The following is a 22,331-nucleotide window of genomic DNA, read 5'->3' on the forward strand; positions in this document are numbered from 1 at the left end:
TTTGCAAGCAAAGGCCCTACTTTTGACTAAATAAACTCAGTTCGGCTTCGATATTGCTTCACGCTGTCGAGTCCCTGACACTCTCTATTCATGCACGCCTCCGAACTCACACTTTTGCTCAACCTTGGCTTCATAGTCATTACGGCGGCGGTGTTTGCCTTCTTAGGCAAGCTGGTGAAGATGCCCTCGATTGTGGCCTACATTCTAGCGGGCATGGTGCTGGGGCCTGGCTTGGGGATTGTGCAGCTGGACCATTCTTTAGAACTAATTTCGGAGTTAGGCATCGCGCTATTGCTGTTTCTAGTGGGGCTGGAACTGAGCTTGCAGAAGATCAAAGACCTGGGGCGAGTGGCTCTTATTTTGGGCGGCTTACAGGTTGTATTCACTGCCTCGGGCGGATTTCTGATCTCGATGCTGATGGGCTTCGAGCTGATGGAAGCAGTCTTTTTGGCGGCGACCGTGACCTTTAGTAGCACGGTGGTGGTGATCAAACTGTTGGATCAGAAGGGGGCCACTGGTCGCCTCTTTGGGCGGATCGCGATCTCGCTGTTTTTGGCGCAGGACATCGTGGTGATCATTGGACTGACGATTTTGAGTGGTCTGGGCTCGGGCGAATCGATCGAGTTGTTAGAATTGGCCAAGGGGCTAGGCGTGGCTTTTGGAGGAATGATCGTGCTGTTGTTGGTCACGCTATTAGCTTCGCGCTATGTGTTGCCGAAGCCCTTTGCCTGGGCTTCGCGCTCGCCAGACACGGTCTTTATCTGGGCACTGTGTTGGTGCTTTTTGGTGGTGCTGCTGGCGCATCAGTTTCATTTGTCAGTGGAGATCGGTGCCTTCTTGGCGGGCATCGCGATTGCGCAGTTACCGATTCATGAGGATCTGCATCGTCGTTTGCATCCTTTGATGACTTTCTTTGTGGCGGTGTTTTTGGTGACGCTCGGGGTGAAGATGGATCTATCAGTGCTGGGGGAGATCTGGGGCTATGCTTTGGGGCTGAGTGCTTTTGTTATATTTGCCAAGCCGCTGATCGTCTTTCTGATTTTGAGCCGTATCCGCTACAGTGAATACACCGCTTTCCAGACGGCCATTGCCAGTGGGCAGGTCAGTGAATTTGCTTTTATCCTGCTCGGGCTCGGTGCAGGGGCGGGCTTGATTGAGGGCGTGGTGGTATCGCTGGGCGGTCTGGTGGGGATTCTGACTATTGCGATCTCGTCCTATCTGATCATTTATAGTGAGCCGCTGTATCTGCTGGTGCGGCGCTTGCAGCTACTGAAGCTCTTTAAAGCGAAGCAAACGCCCGACGTGGAGGAGCTGCATTCACATGCGGGGCATTTGATCGTGGTCGGTATGAATTCGTTGGGGCGTGAGCTGGTTAAAAAGATGCTGGAGCGTGGTGAGACGGTGCTGGCGATTGATACCGACCCGCGCAAACTTGAGGGCTTGCCAGGGGCGATCACCGTCATTGGTAGTGTGGAATACGAATCGGTGGTGGAAGAGATCGGGCTGCGGCGAGCACGCTTGGTGATCTCGGCGCTGCAGATCGAGGATGCCAATCATCTGCTGGCCTATCGTTGCCGCTCGGCCGGGGTGCCTTGTGCGATCCATGCCTTCGATGTTTCGGTGATCGATGATCTGCTGGAGTTGGATACCAATTATATGTTCATGCCCGCCGTGGATGGTGTGCGGGCACAGTTGGCTTTATTTGATGCGATAAATACAGATACCGGCAAGGGGGCGGTTGATCCGACATGACCGCACTTGCGATTCTCCTCTTGGCGGCGGCCATTGCTTTCGGACTGTCTAAGTTCTTACGCTTGCCTGCGATTCCTTTGTTAATGCTCTCTGGAGCCGTCTTGACTGCGCTGGCTAAGTATCAAGCGGTGGAAGTGCCACAGGAGATCATCAGTCAGATGATCCAGATCGGACTGGCGGTTTTGGTCTTTACCGCAGGTGTCGAGCTGAGTCCACGCCGTATGCGCGGGCGCACTCGGGCGATCACGATACTGGCGGTTTCGCAGTTTGTGACACTCGGTGTGTGCGGTGTGCTGACGGCGATCTTTCTCGGTTATGGGTGGACGACGGCCTTGTACCTTGGCTGTGCGCTTTCTGCGAGTTCCACCTTAGTGGTGGTGCGGCATTTGCAGCAACGGCGACAGATGTTTGAGCCTTATGGGCGGCTGGTGCTGGGAGTGCTTTTGTTGCAGGATATCTTTATCGTTCTGATTATGGTTGCGCTGTTAAAGTCGCCCGACGGCTGGTTGGTGGTGTGTAATGGCGTCGCGAATGCTATTGGGCTGGGCATTCTGGCGCTGGGATTTCACCGCTGGGTGGTGCCTTTTGTGGTGAAGCGCCTGAAGCTCGACGACGAGGAGTTGATGTTGGGTGCCTTGGCGGTGCTTTTTGCCTTTTCGACGATGGCTTACCTCTTGCATTTGCCGTTTTTGGTGGGAGCATTTTTCGCCGGCTTTGCGATTTCGGCCTTTCCAATGAATGGCTTGGTGCGCGGAATGTTGGGTTCGTTGTCTGGCTTTTTCTTGGCCTTGTTTTTTATCAGTGCAGGCGCGTTTTTGACGATGCCAGGTCTCACCATGCTGGGGCATAGCCTGATTTTTATCGTGGTATTGATTTCGGTCACGGTGCTGCTGGTGGCGATTGTAGCAGAGGTGGTTGGCTACTCCAGTCGCGCTGCGGTGGAGACCGGCTTGCTGCTTTCACAGACCAGTGAATTTTCGCTGTTACTGGCGCTGACCGGTGTGGCATCGGGGCAAATTACAGAAGAACTATTCTCGATGATCGCATTGATTACCGTGAGCACCATGACTTTGACACCCTTCCTCTCGCGGGAAAGCGTGGCTTTACGATTGGTGAAGTGGCATCCGCGCTATCGTAGCGGTGAGTCTGCCTGCGAAGTTATGTCGGGGCATGCCGTTTTATTGGGCTATGGACGAGCGGGGCCTCGCACGATGCACGCATTGAAAGAGCGTGGCATCGAGATGGTCGTGGTGGACGAGGATGCGGGTGTGATTCGGCAGTTGATCGCGCAAGGAATTCCCTGTGTGCAAGGCGATGGTTCCGACGAGCAGACGCTCGCGCGGGCGCATTGCCGTGAGGCCAAAGTAGTTTTTTGCTCAATGCGTCGCACGCGTGATGCTCAAGTTGCCCTTGAGTATTTGAGAGATTCGCCGGTGGAAGTCATTGTGCGTGTTTTTGAGACTTTCGAAGAAGATGCGGTGCGCGTCGCAGGTGGACATCCCGTGCAGACCGCTTATGCAGCGGCGGCGCAGTTCTTGGAATGGACGGCGGATGTGAATTTACCGAAGGAAGAAGATCAGTCGGCTTAGAGTTGGCGCTTGGCGGCGACGGCGAGGCCCATCAGCGTGAGGTCGCCGACGAAGAGGCTTTTGTGGGCCCAGTCTTTGGTTAAGTTGGCGATGCTGCCACCTGTGGAGAGGACGACCGGTTTGGGCTCACCGCGCTTTTGCAGTTCATTGGTCACTTTAAGTAGCAATGCATCGATCATGCCGGAAAAGCCGACGGCGACGCCGAGTTTCATGGCGTGGACGGTGGACTTACCGATGGCGCCTTCGACGTTGAGCAGGTCTTCGGCACTGAGTTCGGGGAGCAGTGCGGTTTGTTCGTGTAGGTAGCGTGTCATTACAGCGAGGCCGGGGGCGATGATGCCGCCTTCGTAGCCTTGGCTGCTGACGATGTCGAAGGTGACGGCGGTGCCCATATCGATGACGATGGCGGGGATGCCGTAAAATTCCTGAGCGGCGATGGCGTTGGCGATGCGGTCTTGACCGATTTCGTGTGGTTTGGGGTAGACCAGTTCCAGGCCCGCGCAGCTGTCACAGGTGAGGTGGAAGATCGGTTGTTGGCACGCGGCCAGGCTGGCGCGGAGGTTATCGTTGATGTCGGGCACTACGGAGCAGAAGGAGATGCTGTCTGCTTCTGCGAGCAGTGGGGCAAGCTTTTGCGCGAAGGCCGGAGAGGGCGCGTGGCGGAATTCTGCGGTGGGAAAGTGACCGGTGAATTGAACAGATTGGCCTGCGACCAGCCCGTAGTGGGTGCTGGTGTTACCGACGTCGATGCTGAGGGTTTTCATGTTTACTTTTTAAGAGTGACGTCTCCGGCGCGAACTTTTTGCACGCTGCCGTCGGCGGCGATGAGGAGGAGGGCGCCCGTTTCGTCGATGCCGCTGGCGGTGCCGGTGATCTCTTGGTTATTCATGATCGCGGTAACGGTTTTTCCTGAGAGTGAGCTGAGTGGTGCCCAGGCTTCGACTAAGCTCTCGGAGCCGTTGTCGAGGATGCAGGTGTCGTAGGCTGTCTGTATGGCGGTGATCACCTTGGCTGCGACTTGATTCATCGAAAGCTCTTTGCCTCCGACGGCGTAGAGACTGGTGGCCGATTTACGCAGTTCGCTGGGGTATTTTGTCGGATTACTATTCACGTTGAGGCCGATGCCGAAGATAATGCTACGCAGGCTGTCGGCGTCCATTTTAGCTTCGGTGAGCATGCCCGCGAACTTGCGACCATCGCAGTGCAGATCGTTGGGCCATTTGATTTTTAGGGCCGCATTTGGTGTTAGGCTTTGCAGGGCGCGGCAGATGTGGATGCCGGCCCAGAGGGTGAAGTGTTGTAGTGCCTGTGGTGGAATGTTGGGTTCAAACCCGACCGAGAGGTAGAGGTTGTCGGCGGTGGCGCTGTGCCACTCGCGCCCGAGGCGTCCACGGCCTTTGGTTTGGCAACTGGAAGCGATGGCGAAGGGGCTTTTGCGACGATGTGAGAGTTGGCGTTCCGCTTCGCTGTTGGTGCTGTCGATGACGGGGAAATAGAGCACTTCGAGCTTAGACCCGTTTAGTTGGGTGTAGTAGCGCAGCAGATCCGGGTGCAGGACTTCGGGCTCTTTGACCAGGCGGTAGCCCTTGTTGCGGATGGCTTCAAACTCGAAGCCCTGCTCGCGCAGTTTATCTAATTTACCATGAATGGCGGGGCGTGACATGCCGAGTTGCTCTGCCAATAAGCTACCCGAAATAAAGGCGTCCGGTGTATCAAGCAGGGCCTTCAGGATAGTCTGGGCATCTTTATTGGATTCGATTTGGCGATATTCGGTGTCGAGCATTGTCTATGGTTCTGAGTGTTTTCTTCGACTCTGTTAAGCTCATTTTGTCTGTCATATTATCGTAACGAACCGCGTTCAACCAAGCTGCCTTGTAAGCGTAGAATGCTGGGTGTCCGTTCGGGATCTTTGATGCGCTTCATCAACAGCTCTGCAGCCGCTTCACCCAAAAGTGCAGCTGGCTGACGAATTACCGTAAGGCCTGGATTCACAAAGGTCGCCCAAGGGGGATCGTCGAAGCAGGCAAAACCTATATGATTTGGTATCAATATCTTCTGCTTGTGAATTGCCCGATACGCACCGGTGGCAATGAGTGCACTGCTACAAATGACGGCGTCTGGCGCTGGATTGTCTTGCAGAATTTGCTCCATCGCAGCACGTCCTTCATTCTCAAATGCTGGGATACGTCTGATCGGAAAGGCAGTCTGTCCTGCTTCAGCCAATGCGGATTGAAAACCGGCCAGCCGTTCTTCCGCGGTAAAACTGTTGGCCCCGAAAATTCCGGCGATGCGTCGATAGCCGCCTTGTAGAATCCGCTGAGTCAATCGGTAGGCCGCTTCTTTATTATCAGAGAGAACGGCGTCAAAATCTGTGCCCACCTGCCGGTCAACCAAAACAGCAGGGATTCCCTGTTTTTGAAGCGCTTTCAACGGCTTCAAGCCTTGCGTTGAAGGAGAGATAATCACTCCAGCCACTTGTTCCTGGGCGACGAGCTCCAAATAGTGAATCTCCTTTTGAGGGTCTTCATCGGTATTACAGACGAAAACACAAAACCCACGCTTCTGGGCGAAGGTCTCGACGGATCGGCAAAGCTCTCCGAAAAACGGATTCTGTATGTCGGAGACAATAAGAGCGAGAATTCGCGACCCGGGATCCCGTAATTGTTGAGCCGCACGATTGGGGCGATATCCGAGCTTTTTAACGGCAGCCTCCACTTTGGCTCGTGCTTTGTCACTGATGTAACCCTTATTGGCCATCATGCGGGATACGGTTGCTGTCGAAACACCTGCTTCGCGGGCGACATCTTTAATACTAGCCATGGTCGGAATCTAAAAAGGGAGAGAGGCGGGCGCAATACTGATTTAGACTGCGCGTTTCGGAGGAATTTTTCATAAGTTATTCATGATTATGACATAATTTATGTAAACGATACCAGAAAAATATGAAAATAATTTAAGTCTTAAGTATCTAATTATTAACAATATCTGTGTAGTCATGTTCTGCGTTCCTTTTGCTGGGCCGCCTTTTTATTTGACAATTATATGTAAACGATTACACATCGTAACCATCTTCTTTTTCTAACCTCAAAATCAAATACCCCTCATGTTGAATCTAACCCCATCTGATATTCGTCTTGGTCAAAAGTTTTCCAGCAAGGAAGAGGCCATTCAAGGCATCGCGAAGCTTCTCGCAGAGCTCGGGGCTGTAGAGGCAGAATATGTAGATAGTATGCTCGGCCGCGAACGGACAGCGAACACTTACCTAGGCAATGGAGTTGCCATTCCTCATGGTCAACCGCAACAAGCTAACCTGATCCTCGAAACGCGGGTTGTGTTGATTCAGGTCCCCCAAGGCGTGGCTTGGAAAGGCGAGGAGCGGGCCCATCTGATCTTCGGTATCGCCGCAAAAAGTGATGAGCATATCGGCCTTCTCGCTCGGCTGACTTCCATCACGGCTGATGCCGATTTGGCCAAAGACTTGGCGAGCACGACAGACCCGGAAGTAATTATCGCAGCTGTCTCTGGAGAAGAAACAGAAGCCGGCGATGACATTGATGATGACTATGCAGGCGAACGTGTCTTCGTGAAATTTTCCAACCCACGTGGTTTTCACCTTCGCCCAGCCAGTCAGTTGGCTGAATTGACCGAACAGATGGACGGTAATATTAGTCTCGTGGTCAACGGCCGCGAAGCCGATGCTCGCAGCGCACTGAAGATCGTCAGTTTAGGGATCACCGCAGGAAGTCACATCGAGATTCGATCCGATTCTCCGTATGCCACGGATCACCTGGATCGGATCAGTCGCTTGCTCGAATTGATCAATGACGAGCCTCAGGAGCTTATGGATGAGGTCGACAGCGCGATCCATTGGGAGCCTGTTCAAACTGAATCCACATCCTCCATTTCGGGGACAATGGCCGCTCCTGGGATTGCGGTGGGTCCAGTCTTTCATTGGAACCTCGGTAGCCATGATGCAGCAGACCGTAAGCGTGGCGATGAAGCCTCCGAATGCTCCGCCCTCGAAGTCGCCATTGAAACCGCGGTAAGCGGTTTGACCGAGCTCGCCGATGACGAGAACATGAACAAAGTGCAGCGCAACTTGTTCACTGCACATGTTGCTCTGGTCGACGATCCGGAATTAAAAGAAGCTGCCCTGAATAAAATTAAAGAGGGAGAAGATGCCCTGAGCGCTTGGAACGCTGTAATCACCGATAAAGCCGCAAAGTTGGAGGCATTGACTGATGCCAACCTGGCTCAACGAGCCGTCGATTTGAAAGACGCGGGGCATCGTGTAAGCCGTGTCCTGCTCGGCGAGGTGCAGGATCCACTCGCTGAAATTACCGCCCCCGTGGTTTTGATTGCTGAAGATTTGGAACCCTCCGAGGCCGCTCAGTTGAGCTCAGAGAAAGTCTCAGGAATTTGCCTGCGCGCAGGCAGTCCGAATGCGCACTCGGCCATTGTCGCGCGTTCACTTGGTATTCCAATGGTTGTGGCAATGGGAGATGCTCTCGCGGATGCCGTTCGAGATGCGACTGTGTTACTCGATGCGTCCGGTGCTCGACTTTTCCTTGAGCCATCCGAGGCAGATCTTGAATCTGCCTGTAAAGCACTCAAGGCGATTGATGCACGTCGTGAGCAAGCATGGTCGCAACGTTTCAGTCCTACTTTGTTGACTGATGGGCATCGCGTGGAAGTGGTCGCAAACATTGCCCGGGTCGAAGAAGCAGAAAATGCACTCAAGGCTGGCGCGGAAGGGGGGGACTGGTTCGCACGGAATTCCTGTTTCTTGATCGCGAGCACGCGCCGACCGAAGACGAACAATACGAATGTTATAAAGCGATGGTCGAAGCTTTGGGTGGGCTGCCCATGGTCCTGCGTACAGTGGATATCGGTGGTGACAAGCCAGTCGATTATCTCGGCCTGAGCGAACACGATCTTTCCTTCCTTGGGCTGCGCGGTATACGTCTTGGTCTGGCTCGTCCTGATATTATTAAGACTCAGCTGCGGGCGGTTTTTCGTGCCGCGAAGCATGGCCCGATCAAGTTGCTCTTTCCTATGATTGCGACGCCGAACGACTTTCGTCGTATCCGTCAAATTGCGGAAACCGTACGTAAAGAAGTCGATGGCCCGCAGATTGATCTTGGGGTTATGATTGAAGTGCCTGCTGCGGTGACGATGGCACCTGAGCTCGCGAAGGTGGTCGACTTCTTTTCGGTAGGCACAAACGACCTTACGCAATACGGCCTCGCCGTTGACCGGACGCATCCGCTTCTCGCTAAACGGGCGGACAGCCTGCATCCGGTCGTGCTGCGCATGATTGATACTGCAACCAAGGCAGCGCATGCCGAAGGCAAGTGGGTGGGCGTATGTGGCGGGCTCGCGGCCGATCCGCTCGGCGCACAAATTCTCACTGGCATCGGTGTGGATGAATTGAGTATGCCAGCCGCGTTGATCCCTGCCGTAAAAGAAAAACTTCGAAAAGCGAATTTGGCCGACCTGCAAGCGCTGGCTAAACGCGCTCTCGCGCAGGACGACGCCGTCGCCGTGCGGTTGATCCCACCTGCCGTTTAACCCCTACCAGAGACTTATTACCATGACTACGAAACCCTCCATTATTACCGTCACGCTCAATCCGGCGATCGATCATACCGTTTTTCTCGATGAACTTGTGCCTGGTACCGTTCATCGCGCGACCGGATCACACCGCCAAGCCGGCGGCAAAGGAATCAATGTCGGCACCATGCTTGCTATTGGTGGAACCAACGTCGCGGTCTCCGGTTTCCTCGGTGAAGCCAATCCCTCGATTTTTGAAAAGCATTTTAAAGACCACAGATTGATGGACGCCTTTGTTCGTGTCCCCGGTGAAACTCGAACAGGTATTAAGATTGTGGATACAAAATCCAACGATACCACTGATCTAAATCTGCCTGGCCCGGCACCTACAAAGGCTCAGTGTGAGAAGCTCTTTTCCAGATTGCTGAAATTGGTTCAACCCGGCACTTGGGTTGTCATCGCAGGAAGTTTACCCACAGGCGTCGAGCCGGATTTCCTTGTCGAGTTGATTCATAAACTACGTGACGCCGATGCCAAAATTGCGGTGGATTCAAGTGGGGCCGCCCTTGCGGCCGCGGTCGAAGCCGGGATTGATTTGGCGAAGCCAAACAACCATGAACTGGCCGAACTCCTCGGCGCCGATCTGAGCGACTTTCAGTCGATCTTGTCGGCGGCCCGGGAACTCAACCGCGAACGCGTGCCCAATCTGATTGTCTCTCTTGGGGATGAGGGTGCTCTTTTTCTTTCCAATAAGGCTGAGCTCATGGCGAGCGCGCCACCTGTCAAAGTTATCAGCACGGTTGGTGCAGGCGATTCATTGCTCGCCGGGTATTTACAGGGCCGCCTCTTTGGGGAAACCGCACCCGACTGCGCACGCCGTGCCACCGTTTACGCCTGGAGCCGATTGGAATCCCTCGTCTCCGCGCTTCCTGAACCTGAAATCCTCTTAAAACGTTTGGCCCGCGTCACCGTACAGCCAATCGCCCCCTATCAACCCAAGTCCTAAATCCCATGTCAAATCTACTTGTTATCATTCAAGCCCCCAGCAATGCGCCCATCTTGCGTTTGGCTAAGGGCGCCCTCGAAGCAGAGGCTGCACGTCGTGGACTCTCGCTTATAATCAAAGCCGATGCGGATGCAGATCCTGCAGCCGTCTGGAAGTCTTCTTCCGAGTCGGTCAATGCCGTGCTTCTTTCCGCAATCAAAGCACCCGCGCAGCCAGTGTCCACATCAGTGCCAGTCATTGCGACCGAGCTTGCTCGCGTGGCCCGCGAAACCGGACATGTCCTGGATCAACTCTTCCCGGATAATGTGCCCGCACCAGCGGCTAGCCAGAGCGCATCACCGAAGGAAGCGGCCGAATCCACAGAGAGCAAATTCCTTGTGGGAGTGACCTCCTGCCCGACCGGGATCGCTCATACTTTTATGGCTGCGGAATCATTGCTCCGCGGTGCCAAAGCGCTGGGCTACACCATGAAGGTGGAAACCCGCGGCTCGGTTGGCGCGAAAAACGAACTCACGGAAGAAGAGATCGCTAAAGCCGATGCGGTGGTGGTGGCCGCTGATGCCAGCGTGGAAACCGCCCGCTTCGCAGGTAAGCGTTTGCTTGAAACAGGGACCAAGGCCGCTATTAATGATGCGTCCGGACTGATTAAAGAAGCACTCGCATTGGAACCTTCAGCCGCGCAATCCGGTGGCATGAAAATGCCTCCCAAGAAAGCACGCACCGGCGTCTACAAGCATTTAATGACGGGGGTCTCCCAAATGTTGCCACTCGTGACTGCGGGTGGACTTTTGATCGCTTTGGCTTTCGCCATCGGAGGGATCTACGCGGGCGATAACGAGGGTACGCTCGGTTGGGCACTTATGCAGATTGGTGGAGCTTCTGCCTTTGCACTCTTCATTCCCGTACTTGCCGGCTTCATCGCATTTTCCATAGCGGACCGTCCCGGTCTGGCTCCTGGATTGATCGGTGGTATGTTGGCTTCACAAATCGGCGCGGGTTTCCTCGGTGGTTTGGCTGCTGGTTTCTTTGCCGGTTATCTCACTAGTTTACTGAATCGTAAGATCAATCTGCCGGATACTTTACAGGGCCTTAAGCCGGTGCTGATTCTGCCTCTGCTCAGTTCGTTGATCGTCGGCCTTTCTATGATCTATGTGATTGGGCCTCCGGTGAAGTTCATTCTTGATGGCTTGTCCACTTGGTTGAACGGTATGCAAGAGGGCAGTGCCCTGATCCTTGGTTTGCTCCTCGGTGGGATGATGGCTTTCGATATGGGTGGTCCCGTGAACAAGTCAGCTTACACCTTTTCGGTCGGTCTCTTGGCCAGCCAGATCTACGTGCCGATGGCTGCAGTGATGGCTGCCGGTATGGTGCCACCGCTGGCATGTGCGCTGGCAGCAAATATCTTCCGTAATAAATTCACTGACGATGAGCGTCAGGCTTCCAAAGCCACTGCGATCCTTGGAATCTCATTCATCACGGAAGGTGCAATTCCCTATGCGGCCGCCGATCCGATTCGGGTCATTCCTTGCACCATTCTTGGTTCTGCGGTGACTGGTGGAATCTCCATGGTGATGGGCTGTAAGCTCATGGTTCCTCATGGCGGTGTATTCGTTTTGGCGATACCAAATGCCATCACTCAAGGCCTTGCCTACATCGCTGCGATCGTAATCGGAACTCTTGTTGCTACCGCTGCGCTCTACTTTGCGAAGCGTCCGCTCAATCAAATGAACAAAGCCGTCGCTGCTTAATTTTACCTCAACACAACATATATTATGAAAAACAAAATCCTACCTCTATCATTAATTATTGGACTCAATTCTGGTGTATTTGCGGATACAGAATCCGTAGAGAATCCATACGCGGATCGTTTGACCGGCGACTGGGGGGGCGCGCGCACGGAACTCTCCGAAGCGGGCATCGAGTTCTTCGCCTACTACAACACGATCACCTCATCAATTGCCTCAGGTGGTATTAGCAAGGATACAAACTTTGCTGGTGACTTGTTTACCGGATTTAACTTCGATCTTGAAAGAATACTGGGATGGGACGACACCATTTTTACTCTTACAGGAATTGATCGCCATGGGAGTGACATTACTCCAGATATCGGCAGCCAATACAGTGCAATGCAGCTGGTTGGCGGACAAAATGCCTTCCTCTATAATGTAACCCTGGAAAAGTTGTTTGCGGATGGTGACCTCTCCTTGAAGCTGGGCCGTATGACCGCGACCGATGACTTCGTCGGATCTCCATTTTACAGTTACTCTTTGAGCAATGCGGTCAACGGGCAGATTCGGGCTGTACTCTTTGATGGAGTGATGACATCCTATCCGTTTGCCGTTTGGGGGGGGCGGATGAAAGCCAAGCTCTCTGAAGAGAGCACGCTGCAAGTAGGAGTCTTTCAGCTCACTCAGGAAATGTGGGATCGAGAAAAACAAGGGCTCGATTTCAGTATCGATTCCGACGATGGGGTATCGGTTTTTGTCCAATACGACTGGACGCCTGAAATTAATGGGAAGCCCGCTCGTTTCTACGCCGGTGTCAATCAAACCTTCTCGTTTGAAATGAACGATTTCAATAGCATGGATACGACGGATAGTTTGACCCGCTTTTATGCGCATGCGGATTATCAATTTTACCGGGAGTCGGCTGATTCCGACGAAGGGCTGACTCTTTTTATGACCTTTGCGTACACCTCGCAGGATGAAGTCGCCATTGTTCCGGTCCAATCGACAATTGGCGCGCACTACAAGGGCCTGCTTCCCGGACGTCCCGATGACCGGACCGTTTTCTTTGCGACTTATGGAGGCTTCAGTGATGAATACTCAGATGGCTTGGAAGCTGGTGGAGGGAGTCCGGTTGACTATGAGATGGTCTTCGAGTTGGGGCATCGTATCCAGTTGACCGAATACGCGTACATTCAGCCGGACATTCAATTTATCAAGAATCCAGGTGGTAGTGGCGATATTGATGACGCCATCGTTGTCGGAGCGCAAATAGGCTTTAGCTTCTAGAGCCAGTCCAGCCCGATGTCTTTCCAAGTGCTTTGATGAATGGGGGCGCCCGTCGAGATGAAATCGAGGCCGAGGTCATTGAGCGCGGGGAGTGAGTTTAGGGTAATGCCGCCGCTGGCTTCGGTGCAGGCGCGGCCATCGATGATCTCGACGGCTTGCTTCAGTTGCTCCGGGGAGAAATTATCCAGTAGAATGATATCGGCGCCCGCTTCGACGACTGGGGGGATTTGCTCCAGTGAGTCCACTTCCACTTCGATGGCGAGGTATTCGCAGGTGTTGACTGCGAGCGCTACGGTTTCGGTCAGGCGGTTGCCACCGGTAGCGCCGGCGACGGCGAGGTGGTTATCTTTGAGCATGACGCGATCGAAGAGGCCGATGCGGTGGTTATAGCCGCCGCCGCAAGCGAAGGCGTATTTTTGCAGCACCCGATAGCCGGGCAAGGTCTTGCGCGTGTCGAGCAGCGCAGTCTCACTGGGGCCGAGTGCATCGACATAGAGGCGGGCCTCGGTGGCGATGCCGCTGAGGTGCTGTAGGAAATTGAGAATGACGCGTTCTGCCTGGAGCAATGCGCTGGAACTGCCGCTCAGGATGCCGATAATTTGGCCTTGGTCCAGAAAGTCGCCATCCTGCGATTGTGCTTCGAAGCTGCAGTCCTGACCATAGCTATCGAGCACTGCTTGAATCAGGCCGAGACCGCAGACTATCAGCGGTTCGCGTGCCGTCAGTTGCGCGCGTCCACTGGCACCTTCCGGCATGAGTGCGGTGGTGACATCGCCGAGGCGTTCCGGGCGGTGTGCCAGCCCGGCGCCGGCGAGGTCTTCGATCTTGGCGAGGCCGACCAGTTGTCGCAGGTAGTCGGGGTCCAGATCCTGCCATGTGAGGCGGGTCTTAAAGGTGTCTTTTGAGTAGCGGGCGTTATGGCTCATGCAGTGTGTGCTAGATTAGTTATAAGATTCGAAGGTGCTGACTTTTCCAGTCTGGCGGTCGAAGACGACGCGCTTGAGAAGCTTGGTATTGTTTGGGTTTACATTTACGCCAGTGCCGATGCCCACGCCGCTGCCGCGGGAGCCGACACCACCGCCGAGGCTGATGCCCATGCTCGGTTTGATTTGACGGTATTCCCACACGATCTGTTTGCCGGTTGCTGAGCTGACGGTTTTTTCATGTGTTGGATCGCCCCAGGACATGCGCACCATGTCTTGGTCGAAGCCGACGGCGATTTGTTGCGTGCGAATCATTTGCCGTTCACCGGGCGTGTAGGTGTCGAAAGTTGCCTGGTTTTGCGAGATACGTTGGCTTTGCGGGGTGCTGCAGCCCGTAAACAAGACTGCAAATAGTGCGAGGGTCCAAAATGTTAGAGTTTTCATATTATAATTCCTTCATTCAAAAACAGAGGTGATGTGCGGACTCTAGCGAATCGTCGGGTTCGCTCCAGTCAAATATGGCTTGGATCGTGGGAGGGTTTCTTATGCCTGTGGCTTACAGACAAAAGCCAGCCAGTCGGCGAATTCGCTTTCGGTTAACCTTAAATCGGCAAGTGCTAAGGTCTGGAGGGCAGCATCTTCTTCGCTGGGCAAAAACTCGTAGCCGTTCATTTCTAAAAAGACGGCAGCTGTCATCAGCCCAGAGCGTTTGTTACCGTCCAGAAATGGGTGCCCTTTTACGATTCCGGCAGCATAGGCAGCAGCGAGTTCGAAGTGCGTGGGTTGATCGTAGTGGAATAAATTCCTAGGTTTATCCAGGGCATTATCCAGTCGACCTTCATCTCGCATTCCGTCGGTCCCACCGAAGCGGGCGACCAGAGCGGAGTGGAATGCCAGACAGGTCGTTTTTTCGATCCAAAATGGTTCCTTCATTTAGCGAGTTCGCGAAAGGTGTTACGATAGCGCTGCATGAGGCTTTCGGCGATCTGCATCTGTTCCTCAAAGCCGGGGCGTTCGGGGTTGATGTTGAGGGAACAATTGGGGGCTTCGGTTAAATATACCGTCGCACCTTCTTCCACTTTGAGTGCTTGTAGCGCCTCCTTGGGCAATACGATGCCGAGAGAGTTGCCGATTTTGCGAACTTTTGTTTCGATAGCCATGTGTAATAACAAATGTTATTACGGGAAAATGTCAAGATAGGCGCGTAGGGCGTTTACAGCTGTTCGAGCGTTTCTCAAAAGTATGACGTAAATCGTATAATGAAATGAAGAAATCTAAATGAACCGTCTCATGCGCCAAAAGCGCTGAAGCGCTCACTCTTACCTGAGGATATACAGTCAAAGGTAAGAGTGACGGCTTTAGGCCAATGCCTTTAAGGATTGGATTTTAGTTAGCGCAATCATTTAAGACTCGTACTTTTAGTACGATTGCTTCTTTTGTATGAATGAGCGCATCCACCTCCTTGTGTTTCCCGTTGTTTTCTAATTTTCCAGCTGCCTTTGAGGAGCTATTTAGCCGTGAGAGTTGCGCTCTGATTTTCGCGCAGCACGGTCCTCGCGGTGGTGGCCAAGCCAAGTTAAATGGCTGGGAATGGTTGATGTCCAGGGTCTACCATGAGTTGGCACGTTCGGGTACTTTCTCGTCTAATACCAAGGCGGTATCCGGAGTGCGCATCTCGGACAGCGCGCTCAGCCAGCGGGCCTTGTCGATTGGCGAGAAGCTGATCGAAGAGATACTGCCTATCGCGCTACGTCCGTTAGCCGACCGTGAGCGAGATGTGCAGGCCTTTTATCATGCATATCGGTTGGTGGCCATCGACGGGACTCGTTTCAATTTACGTAATACCGGAACCATTAATGAACAGGCTTCAAAAGTGGCTTGCAACCGCGGTAGCGGTGAACCTGCTTTCGCGCATTTGCTGGCAGTTGTCCTGGTGGAATTGGGTATGCACCAACCTTTGGGCACCCGTTTAGGCTGGCAAGGCGAGGGCGAGTTGACACTCGCGCGGCAACTGTTTGCGGCTCAGGATCTGCCCGAGCGCAGTCTGCTTTTAGCCGACCGACTGTTCGGTTATCCTTCGCTGATCTGGGGACTCTGGTCAATGCTCCGGCGCACACACAGTCACGTTCTGGTTCGGATAAAGTCTAATCTCAAAGCCAAGCGCACGCGGCAACTCGCGGATGGTTCATGGCTAGTCGAAGTCAAAGCGATTGATCCATCCACACGCAAGAAGGTGGGGGTACTCGAACTACGTGAGATCTATGGTCGAGTCTGCTATGAAGACCAGAATGGTCACCGTTCGTGTCTTCAAATACGCTTGTGGACGAGTCTGCTCGATGACACCACCAGCCCAGCCACAGAACTGATCGCCCTTTACGCCGCACGCTGGGAGGAAGAGTTATTCTTCCGAGAACTCAAAAGCCACCTGCACGCCCGCGGAGAACTACTTGACGCACTCACTCCGCAAACCGCAGCCCAAGAAGTGCTCGCGATGCTCTTAGCGGCCGCGCTGATCGCCAAGCAGCGCCAAAGCGTCGCTTCTGCCGCAGGCGTTGAGCCCTTGCGCATCAGCTTTGCCAAGGTTTTGCACAAGACAGCCGCACTGTGCGAGCTACTGCAAGTCGGTGCAGACTTGATCACCCCGCAAGCGCTGGCTCAGTGGATACAGCGACTCTTAGATGATCTTATATATGATGCCGTTATTAAAAAACGAAGACCTAGAACTTGCCCCAGAACCCTACGACAACCCACAAAAGACTGGCCAAAAACTAAAGTTGCCCAGTCAAAACGAGTTGTTAAAACTATAGAAGTCACCAATCCTTAAAGACATTGGCCTGAAGGCGGGACTCCAACCCGCTCAATTGAAAATTGTATTAAATCGTAGTTCCCATAATGCCAAAATCACTTTGCAAAGTTAAATCATCCACCATCCACGGGCGCGGGCTGTATGCCACCGCCGACATTGAGGCGGGCACGGATATTATTCAATACATCGGAGAGAAAATCTCCAAGGAAGAGTCGACAAAGCGCGCCTTGGAGTGGGAAGAAAAAGCCCGCGAGACTGGCGAAGGCTTGGTTTATATCTTTGAGCTGGATGATGAGTATGACATCGACGGCCGGCTCGGGGATAATCCTGCACGCTACATGAATCACTCCTGTGACGGGAATTGTGAAGCGATCAACTACGACGGCGAGATCTGGATCGTAGCGCTCAAGGACATCAAGAAGGGCGATGAGCTGGTCTATGATTATGGCTACGACATGGAGCACTTTCTCGATCACCCTTGCAAGTGTGGCTCCGATAACTGCATCGGCTACATCGTGCGCGAAGATCAGCGCGCGAAAGTGAAGAAGCTACTGCGCGGCAAGAAAAAGAAGAAGAGCAAGAAAAGCAAAAAGTAGGTGGCTTGGGTAGGGTCTTCAGGTCTTCACTTTTGAAGACCTGAAGTCATGTAGCTCGGTATCGGCGGTCTTCACAAGTGAAGACCCTACGATTTTTAGTGCTCCAGCTCGTAAGTCAGTGTCTTGCCTGCGTGCTTAATGGTGACGTGGTTCTCGCCGTCTGCGCGCTCGGTGGCTTCGGTGCGGCCGATGATTTGGGCGGGGATGCCGAAGGATTCGCTTTGCGCGATGATGGCTTCGGCGGCGTCGGGCTCGCAGAAGATTTCCATCCGGTGGCCCATGTTGTAGACGCGGAACATTTCCTCGTCGCTGGTGCCGCTGGCCTTTTGGATGGCCTTGAAGATTGGAGGAATGGGCAGGAAGTTGTCCTTGATGTGGTGCACCCCGGTGCCGAAACGTATGCACTTGGTCTGGCCGCCGCCGGAGCAGTGCACCATGCCGTAGATGCTGTCGCGGTTTTCGGTGAGCAGCTTTTTAATGACGGGCGCGTAGGTGCGGGTGGGGCTGAGCAGGGCGTCGCCTACGGTCATGTCGGACTCGGGCAGCGGGTCGTCCATCTTGTAGGGGCCGCAGTAGAGATATTGCTTGTCGGTGGTGAGGTCGACGGTCTCCGGGTACTTCTCTAAATAGTAGGGGCTGAGCAAATCGTGGCGGGCGCTGGTCAGGCCGTTGCTGCCGATGCCGGAGTTTTCGAAAGTCTCGTAGTTGGCTTGGCCGGAAGAGGCGAGGCCCACTATCGCGAGGCCGGGCTTGATCTTGGCGTTGTCGATCACATCCGCACGGTCCATCACCACCACGGCGCAGGAGTCGACGGTGACGGTGCCGGTGAGGTCGCCCACGTCGGCGGTTTCGCCGCCGCCGCTGTGCACGCCGACTCCGTATTCGCGCAGCGTGGCGAGAAAGTCTTCGGTGCCGGAAATGAGTTGGCCCAGTGCTTCGCCGGGAATGGCGCGCGCGTTACGGTTGACGGTGCTGGAGATCAGGATGCCGTCGATCGCGCCCACGCAGAGCAGGTCGTCGATGTTCATGACCAGGCTGTCTTGGGCGGTCTTGCGGAAGCCCTTGGGGTCGCCGGTTTCCTTGTAGTGCAGGTAAGCGAGCGTACTCTTGGTGCCAGAGCCGTCGGAGTGGATGATATTACACTTGTCAGGGCTACCGGTCAGGATGTCGGCGCCGATTTTACAGAAAGCGCCCGGAAAGACGCCACGGTCCAGATTGTCGACTACTGCGTGGACTTCGGATTTCGAGGAAGAGACGCCGCGTTGGGCGTAGCGATCGGAGGATGTGCTCATGGGAATTGAATTTGGGACCGTGGATGGAGGACGTTGATTGGAACCGTTAATTTACGTTAATTAGCGTTAATTTTTATGACTTGGAAATGCGTGGACTTGGAAATGCGTGGGCTTGGAAATGTGTGAGCTTGGAAATGTGTGAGCTGGAAATATGTTGGGCTGGAAATGCGTGGGCTGAGAAGGGGGCTGTAATGAGGTGCTTATGATGGGTTTAGAGTGACTTTTCGCCACTGTAAACTTGGATGCTTAAAATTTATGATGAGACCAGTGGTTTTTTGCGTGAATCGCAGATAGGTCAACATCTGTCCGAGTTCGTAGTCGCCGATGTTTTCAATTGTTTTGGTATCTACGATGACTGCGTCTTCGACTTCGAGGTCGGGGATGTATTCGTCGACTTTGACATCGCGGTAGATGACTGGGTAGCTGGATTGTTGACTATATTGAATGCCGAGGTGCTGGAGCTCGACGACTAGAGCGCGTTCGTAAGTCTTTTCTCGGAGGCCATATCCAATCTTCGAATGAACCGTCATCGCCGCCCCGATCACCTTGTAAATCAAATTCTCTATCCCAGTCTTGTCCATGCGGTTCCCGATAGCTTTAGTGTATGGTGAGATGTTCGACTCGCATCATTTCAGTTTACGTATTTCCAAGTCATAAAAATTAACGGTCATTCACGTAAATTAACGGTCCAAAATCCGTCGTCCATGAACGGTTCAAACGATAGGTGTGATCGGCGGTTTAAGTGCGGCGATGCGTTGCATGATGCGGCGGCTGGCTTCCAGGTAGCGTTCAGGGTGCGCTTTGCCGGGGTCGATTTCGGTGGTTGTCATGGGCGTGCCGTAGGCGATGTGAATGTGGCCACCGAGCTTGGGGGCTTTGGCGTTGCGGCCGTAGGCTTCGTAGGTGCCGAAGAGGCGGGTGGGGATGACGGTTGCTTTGGATTTGCAGGCGATCATCCCAGCGCCGGGTTTGGGCTCAGCCAGTTGGCCGTCGGCGGAACGTGTGCCTTCTGGATAGATGGCGACGGCGCCTTGGGCTTTGAGGGACTTAAAGATGGCTTTGAGCGACTTGATCTCGGCGTTTTCGCGGGCGACGGGAATGGTGCCGATTTCAACCAGTGCTTTGCCGAAGAGGCCCTTAAACAGGGTGTCGCGTGCGAAGTAGTTGATGGCACGATGGTGACAGGCACCAATGGCGGGTGGATCGTAGAAGCTTACGTGGTTGGCCGCAAAAATGACGGCACCTTCTTGGGGCACGTTTTCAAGGCCACTTTGCGTGTAGTCGTAGCAGGTGTTGAAGAACCAGTCTGCGGTGACGCGGACGACTTCGTAGAGTTTTGGGTTGGGAATGGAGCTGGTGGACATCACTGGGTGAAGGTTGGAATCAATGTTTGAGAGCTTAGGCCTTGGACGGGTGGGCGCAGTGCCTATTTCTCGATTAAAGTGGCGATTTTGTCGATCACCTCCTCTAAGGTGTGCGGGCCGGTGTCGATTTGGGTGGCGCCGTCGGGGCAGACGAGCGGTGCGGTTTTGCGGGAGGAATCCATCTTGTCGCGGGCGGCGATGGAGTCGGTCTGGCCCTCTTTAGCGCGGCGTGCGCTGCGGGTGGCCTCGTCGGCATGGAGGAAAAAGCGGTGTTCGGCATCCGGGAAAATGACGGAGCCGATGTCGCGGCCCTCCATGATCAGGCCGGCATACTTGTGCTCGCGGGCGAGCTCGGCCAGCGAGCGCTGGTAATCGAAAAGCTTCTGGCGCACCGCGGGCACGGCGGCGAATTTGGAGACGTTGGCGTTGACCTCGGGGGAGCGAATTTCGGCATCCGCCGGCACTTGACCGTTGATGCCGAGGCGTGCGCTGCGGCCTTCGATTTCGGTGCTGAGGCGGAGTGTGTCCAGCACTTGCGGGATCGTTTCCGGCTGTCCGGCATCCGCGCCGGCGGCGAGTAGAGCGTAGGTGAGCGTGCGGTAGTGTGAGCCAGTGTCCACGTGCATGAGGCCCAGTCGCGTGGCGAGACCCTTAGATGTGGAGGACTTTCCGACGGCTGCGCCGCCGTCCATTGCGATGATTTTAAACTGTGTGGAATCTGACATTATCTTCAAGAAAACCGATAGTGGCTAAAGCTAAAGGCTAAAAGCGGCGGATTGTGGTCTGGCTGTTTAAATGAATTCACAAAAAAACGCCACCGCTGTAAAACGGTAGCGCTTTGGAGAATGAAGATGGGGCTCGCTCAGAAGCGGTAACTGGCACTTAGGCATACGACATGGCCGGCGTTCTGTTGGCTTTTGTCTGTGAACACGGTGTATGCCTGATAATGTCTCCCATAGCAGGGGTCACTCGATGAGAAAAAAGAATCGAAATATGTTGCATTCTTTTAATTGTTGCGACTGTGTCTCACTCGCATTAGAGAATTGTTAAAAATAAAAACCTCATAGCATGGACGAACTCAATCGAAGATGGCCGCAGAAAAACCGCATTGGTGTTTCCTATCCGGATGCGCCTTATTCGCGTCTGAGGCATGGCTTTCGCACGACAGCAGATGGGTTGATCCCAATTTTAGAGGATTGGTCGTATTTGTTATATTGTTTGAGTCGTGTGCCGCAGTTGTTTGTACAGCTTGACCAGCCCTGTGGACGGATGACAGTACGCATTGGGCGCAAGGACCTATTGGCTTCAGTGGATGGCCGAGTGGCTGGTAGCGCTTTAATACCTGCACCCAATTTTGAGGGTTGGAGTCGTGCCACTGCGAAATTGGAAGCGTGTCATTGTTGTGGATCACCGGGGGGCGTACAGTTATACAATGAGTTCGGTTTTCAGTTTATACAGATGAGTGCACCGAGTGATCTGGCGCCGTCGGGCTGGGCATCTGTACTGGGGGACATCGCCTTGGATAGGCCCACTCAGGCGCCAGTTGTCGCGTCGGCATCCACTCGTGATTGGGGGCGTCTGCTGTGCCCGGAGGATGCTGTGGAGCAGCATTGTTGTGGAGTGAGTTGTTTTCAGCCACTTCATGCCGCATATCAGATGGGTTTGCCGTTGGAAGTTACAGCGCGGCGTTATGAAGTAAGTCTGTTGCATACGTATGTGATCGAGCGCTTTGAGCGAGAGGGCTATTGGGCGCACTGTTTCGGTACCCTTGGGGGCTTTAGTTTAGATCTATATGCAGTCAAGCGAACAGTCTTGCATGATGAGGGTGGGCGTCTCGCCTGGCTTTTATTAGGTGATGGGGATGCGGTGCTGTATGAGCTGAGGGCGGCGCGGGAGCTTGCTGCTGAAAGTGCCTGGCAGCAAATTATGCAGACGCAATTGACAACAGGAGGGGCGAAGGATGCATACTAGTTTAAGTATTTATCATAACTGCACTGAAGGTGAGACTTGGGCTTCTGCTTTTATGCTTTGCCGCCATGCTGAAGATTGTGGCGTAAGGGCAGAGATGTTTGAACTATCGACTGTCAGTGAGCAGCGCTTACAGAGCGGAGGTTATGTAGTGTTTATCTTGAATCAGGCGGGTTCGATTGCATTACAGCAGCGTCTCGCGGCAACCAACTTATGGCTGGGGCGACTTAAATATTCTATTTTAATTTTAGGAGATGTTCTTGCTTCGGCTTCTGCCCAAGCGCTCGACGAGTGCTTTCGTTCGCTAGGAGCCGTCGCTGTGGTGGATTCGATTGCGGTGGATTTCTTTAAAGCACGAGTCATTGCGGATTGGGAAGACTGTGTCCTGCAATTAGCGACCGACCTGCAAGCGAGTTAAGCTGAGCGTTGTCTGAGGTCTGGCGCGTTTGTTAGGGAGAGCAGCAGCTG

General features: G+C 53.9%; 21 protein-coding genes and 1 pseudogene. 11 read left to right on the plus strand and 11 right to left on the minus strand.

The features are described 5' to 3' along the window. Positions 1-90: 90 nt before the first annotated feature. Together SH580_RS11840 and SH580_RS11845 are read left to right on the plus strand one after the other, a co-directional pair. Positions 91-1,752, plus strand: a complete 1,662-nt coding sequence (locus SH580_RS11840) for a cation:proton antiporter domain-containing protein (protein ID WP_319831078.1) — start codon at positions 91-93, stop codon at positions 1,750-1,752. Next, on the plus strand, positions 1,749-3,341 hold the full coding sequence (locus SH580_RS11845; RefSeq protein WP_319831079.1) for a cation:proton antiporter domain-containing protein: 1,593 nt from the start codon (positions 1,749-1,751) through the stop codon (positions 3,339-3,341). The genes SH580_RS11840 and SH580_RS11845 overlap by 4 nt, the downstream gene beginning before the upstream one ends. Here SH580_RS11845 and SH580_RS11850 read toward each other — a convergent pair. The 3 genes from SH580_RS11850 to SH580_RS11860 are packed head-to-tail and all read right to left on the minus strand — an operon-like array spanning position 3,338 to position 6,161. Then, positions 3,338-4,105 carry a type III pantothenate kinase gene (locus SH580_RS11850; RefSeq protein WP_319831080.1) on the minus strand — a complete coding sequence of 256 codons (768 nt, stop codon included), beginning with the start codon at positions 4,103-4,105 and terminating at the stop codon, positions 3,338-3,340. The two genes, SH580_RS11845 and SH580_RS11850, sit on opposite strands and share 4 nt — an antisense overlap. Positions 4,106-4,107: 2 nt before the next feature. Next, complete coding sequence (locus tag SH580_RS11855) at positions 4,108-5,124, minus strand: biotin--[acetyl-CoA-carboxylase] ligase (protein WP_319831081.1); 1,017 nt, start codon at positions 5,122-5,124, stop codon at positions 4,108-4,110. A 56-nt stretch (positions 5,125-5,180) separates the two neighbouring features. Continuing rightward, positions 5,181-6,161, minus strand: coding sequence for a LacI family DNA-binding transcriptional regulator (locus SH580_RS11860; protein WP_319831082.1), 981 nt, complete (start codon positions 6,159-6,161; stop codon positions 5,181-5,183). Positions 6,162-6,444: 283 nt separating this feature from the next. On the opposite strand from SH580_RS11860, the pseudogene SH580_RS11865 reads away from it, so the two are divergent. The 5 genes and pseudogenes from SH580_RS11865 to SH580_RS11885 form a co-directional block, all read left to right on the plus strand. Next, positions 6,445-7,881: pseudogene (locus SH580_RS11865) on the plus strand (HPr family phosphocarrier protein); the annotation flags it as partial. Between the two features lie 239 nt (positions 7,882-8,120). Continuing rightward, a complete protein-coding gene (locus SH580_RS11870; protein WP_319835008.1) occupies positions 8,121-8,912 on the plus strand; it encodes a putative PEP-binding protein in 792 nt (263 codons plus the stop codon). A gap of 22 nt (positions 8,913-8,934) precedes the next feature. Beyond that, on the plus strand, positions 8,935-9,900 hold the full coding sequence (gene pfkB / locus SH580_RS11875; RefSeq protein WP_319831083.1) for a 1-phosphofructokinase: 966 nt from the start codon (positions 8,935-8,937) through the stop codon (positions 9,898-9,900). Positions 9,901-9,905: 5 nt separating this feature from the next. Continuing rightward, positions 9,906-11,648 carry a PTS fructose transporter subunit IIC gene (locus tag SH580_RS11880; RefSeq protein ID WP_319831084.1) on the plus strand — a complete coding sequence of 581 codons (1,743 nt, stop codon included), beginning with the start codon at positions 9,906-9,908 and terminating at the stop codon, positions 11,646-11,648. A gap of 24 nt (positions 11,649-11,672) precedes the next feature. Beyond that, positions 11,673-12,914: a carbohydrate porin gene (locus SH580_RS11885; protein ID WP_319831085.1), complete on the plus strand. Its 1,242-nt coding sequence runs from the start codon at positions 11,673-11,675 to the stop codon at positions 12,912-12,914. On the opposite strand, the gene nadC is transcribed toward SH580_RS11885, so the two are convergent. The 4 genes from nadC to SH580_RS11905 form a co-directional block, all read right to left on the minus strand. Then, positions 12,911-13,840 carry a carboxylating nicotinate-nucleotide diphosphorylase gene (gene nadC / locus SH580_RS11890; RefSeq protein ID WP_319831086.1) on the minus strand — a complete coding sequence of 310 codons (930 nt, stop codon included), beginning with the start codon at positions 13,838-13,840 and terminating at the stop codon, positions 12,911-12,913. The two genes, SH580_RS11885 and nadC, sit on opposite strands and share 4 nt — an antisense overlap. A gap of 15 nt (positions 13,841-13,855) precedes the next feature. Next, positions 13,856-14,281, minus strand: a complete 426-nt coding sequence (locus tag SH580_RS11895; RefSeq protein WP_308951079.1) for a hypothetical protein — start codon at positions 14,279-14,281, stop codon at positions 13,856-13,858. Positions 14,282-14,380: 99 nt separating this feature from the next. Then, complete coding sequence (locus SH580_RS11900) at positions 14,381-14,770, minus strand: type II toxin-antitoxin system death-on-curing family toxin (RefSeq protein WP_308951081.1); 390 nt, start codon at positions 14,768-14,770, stop codon at positions 14,381-14,383. Further along, positions 14,767-14,997, minus strand: coding sequence for an AbrB/MazE/SpoVT family DNA-binding domain-containing protein (locus tag SH580_RS11905; protein ID WP_319831087.1), 231 nt, complete (start codon positions 14,995-14,997; stop codon positions 14,767-14,769). The genes SH580_RS11900 and SH580_RS11905 overlap by 4 nt, the downstream gene beginning before the upstream one ends. A 284-nt stretch (positions 14,998-15,281) precedes the next feature. Here SH580_RS11905 and SH580_RS11910 point away from each other — a divergent pair, with 284 nt between their 5' ends. Both SH580_RS11910 and SH580_RS11915 read left to right on the plus strand, forming a co-directional pair. Further along, complete coding sequence (locus tag SH580_RS11910) at positions 15,282-16,661, plus strand: IS4 family transposase (protein ID WP_319831088.1); 1,380 nt, start codon at positions 15,282-15,284, stop codon at positions 16,659-16,661. Positions 16,662-16,729: 68 nt separating this feature from the next. After that, positions 16,730-17,239 carry an SET domain-containing protein gene (locus tag SH580_RS11915; RefSeq protein ID WP_308949335.1) on the plus strand — a complete coding sequence of 170 codons (510 nt, stop codon included), beginning with the start codon at positions 16,730-16,732 and terminating at the stop codon, positions 17,237-17,239. 95 nt (positions 17,240-17,334) lie between these two features. Here SH580_RS11915 and SH580_RS11920 read toward each other — a convergent pair whose 3' ends face one another. The 4 genes from SH580_RS11920 to cmk all read right to left on the minus strand — a co-directional run bounded on the left by SH580_RS11920 (position 17,335) and on the right by cmk (position 20,620). Continuing rightward, complete coding sequence (locus SH580_RS11920) at positions 17,335-18,531, minus strand: AIR synthase-related protein (protein WP_319831089.1); 1,197 nt, start codon at positions 18,529-18,531, stop codon at positions 17,335-17,337. A 200-nt stretch (positions 18,532-18,731) separates the two neighbouring features. After that, complete coding sequence (locus tag SH580_RS11925; protein WP_319831090.1) at positions 18,732-19,112, minus strand: GxxExxY protein; 381 nt, start codon at positions 19,110-19,112, stop codon at positions 18,732-18,734. Between the two features lie 132 nt (positions 19,113-19,244). After that, positions 19,245-19,895 carry a lysophospholipid acyltransferase family protein gene (locus SH580_RS11930; protein ID WP_319831091.1) on the minus strand — a complete coding sequence of 217 codons (651 nt, stop codon included), beginning with the start codon at positions 19,893-19,895 and terminating at the stop codon, positions 19,245-19,247. Positions 19,896-19,957: 62 nt separating this feature from the next. Beyond that, on the minus strand, positions 19,958-20,620 hold the full coding sequence (gene cmk / locus SH580_RS11935; protein WP_319835009.1) for a (d)CMP kinase: 663 nt from the start codon (positions 20,618-20,620) through the stop codon (positions 19,958-19,960). 343 nt (positions 20,621-20,963) lie between these two features. Between cmk and SH580_RS11940 the strand changes: the two genes are divergently transcribed. Together SH580_RS11940 and SH580_RS11945 are read left to right on the plus strand one after the other, a co-directional pair. Continuing rightward, a complete protein-coding gene (locus tag SH580_RS11940; protein ID WP_319831092.1) occupies positions 20,964-21,866 on the plus strand; it encodes a hypothetical protein in 903 nt (300 codons plus the stop codon). After that, on the plus strand, positions 21,856-22,281 hold the full coding sequence (locus SH580_RS11945) for a hypothetical protein (RefSeq protein WP_308984822.1): 426 nt from the start codon (positions 21,856-21,858) through the stop codon (positions 22,279-22,281). Before SH580_RS11940 ends, SH580_RS11945 begins: the two co-directional genes overlap by 11 nt. Positions 22,282-22,331: the final 50 nt, after the last annotated feature.

Source organism: Coraliomargarita algicola (assembly GCF_033878955.1).
Taxonomy (GTDB): domain Bacteria; phylum Verrucomicrobiota; class Verrucomicrobiia; order Opitutales; family Coraliomargaritaceae; genus Thalassobacterium; species Thalassobacterium algicola.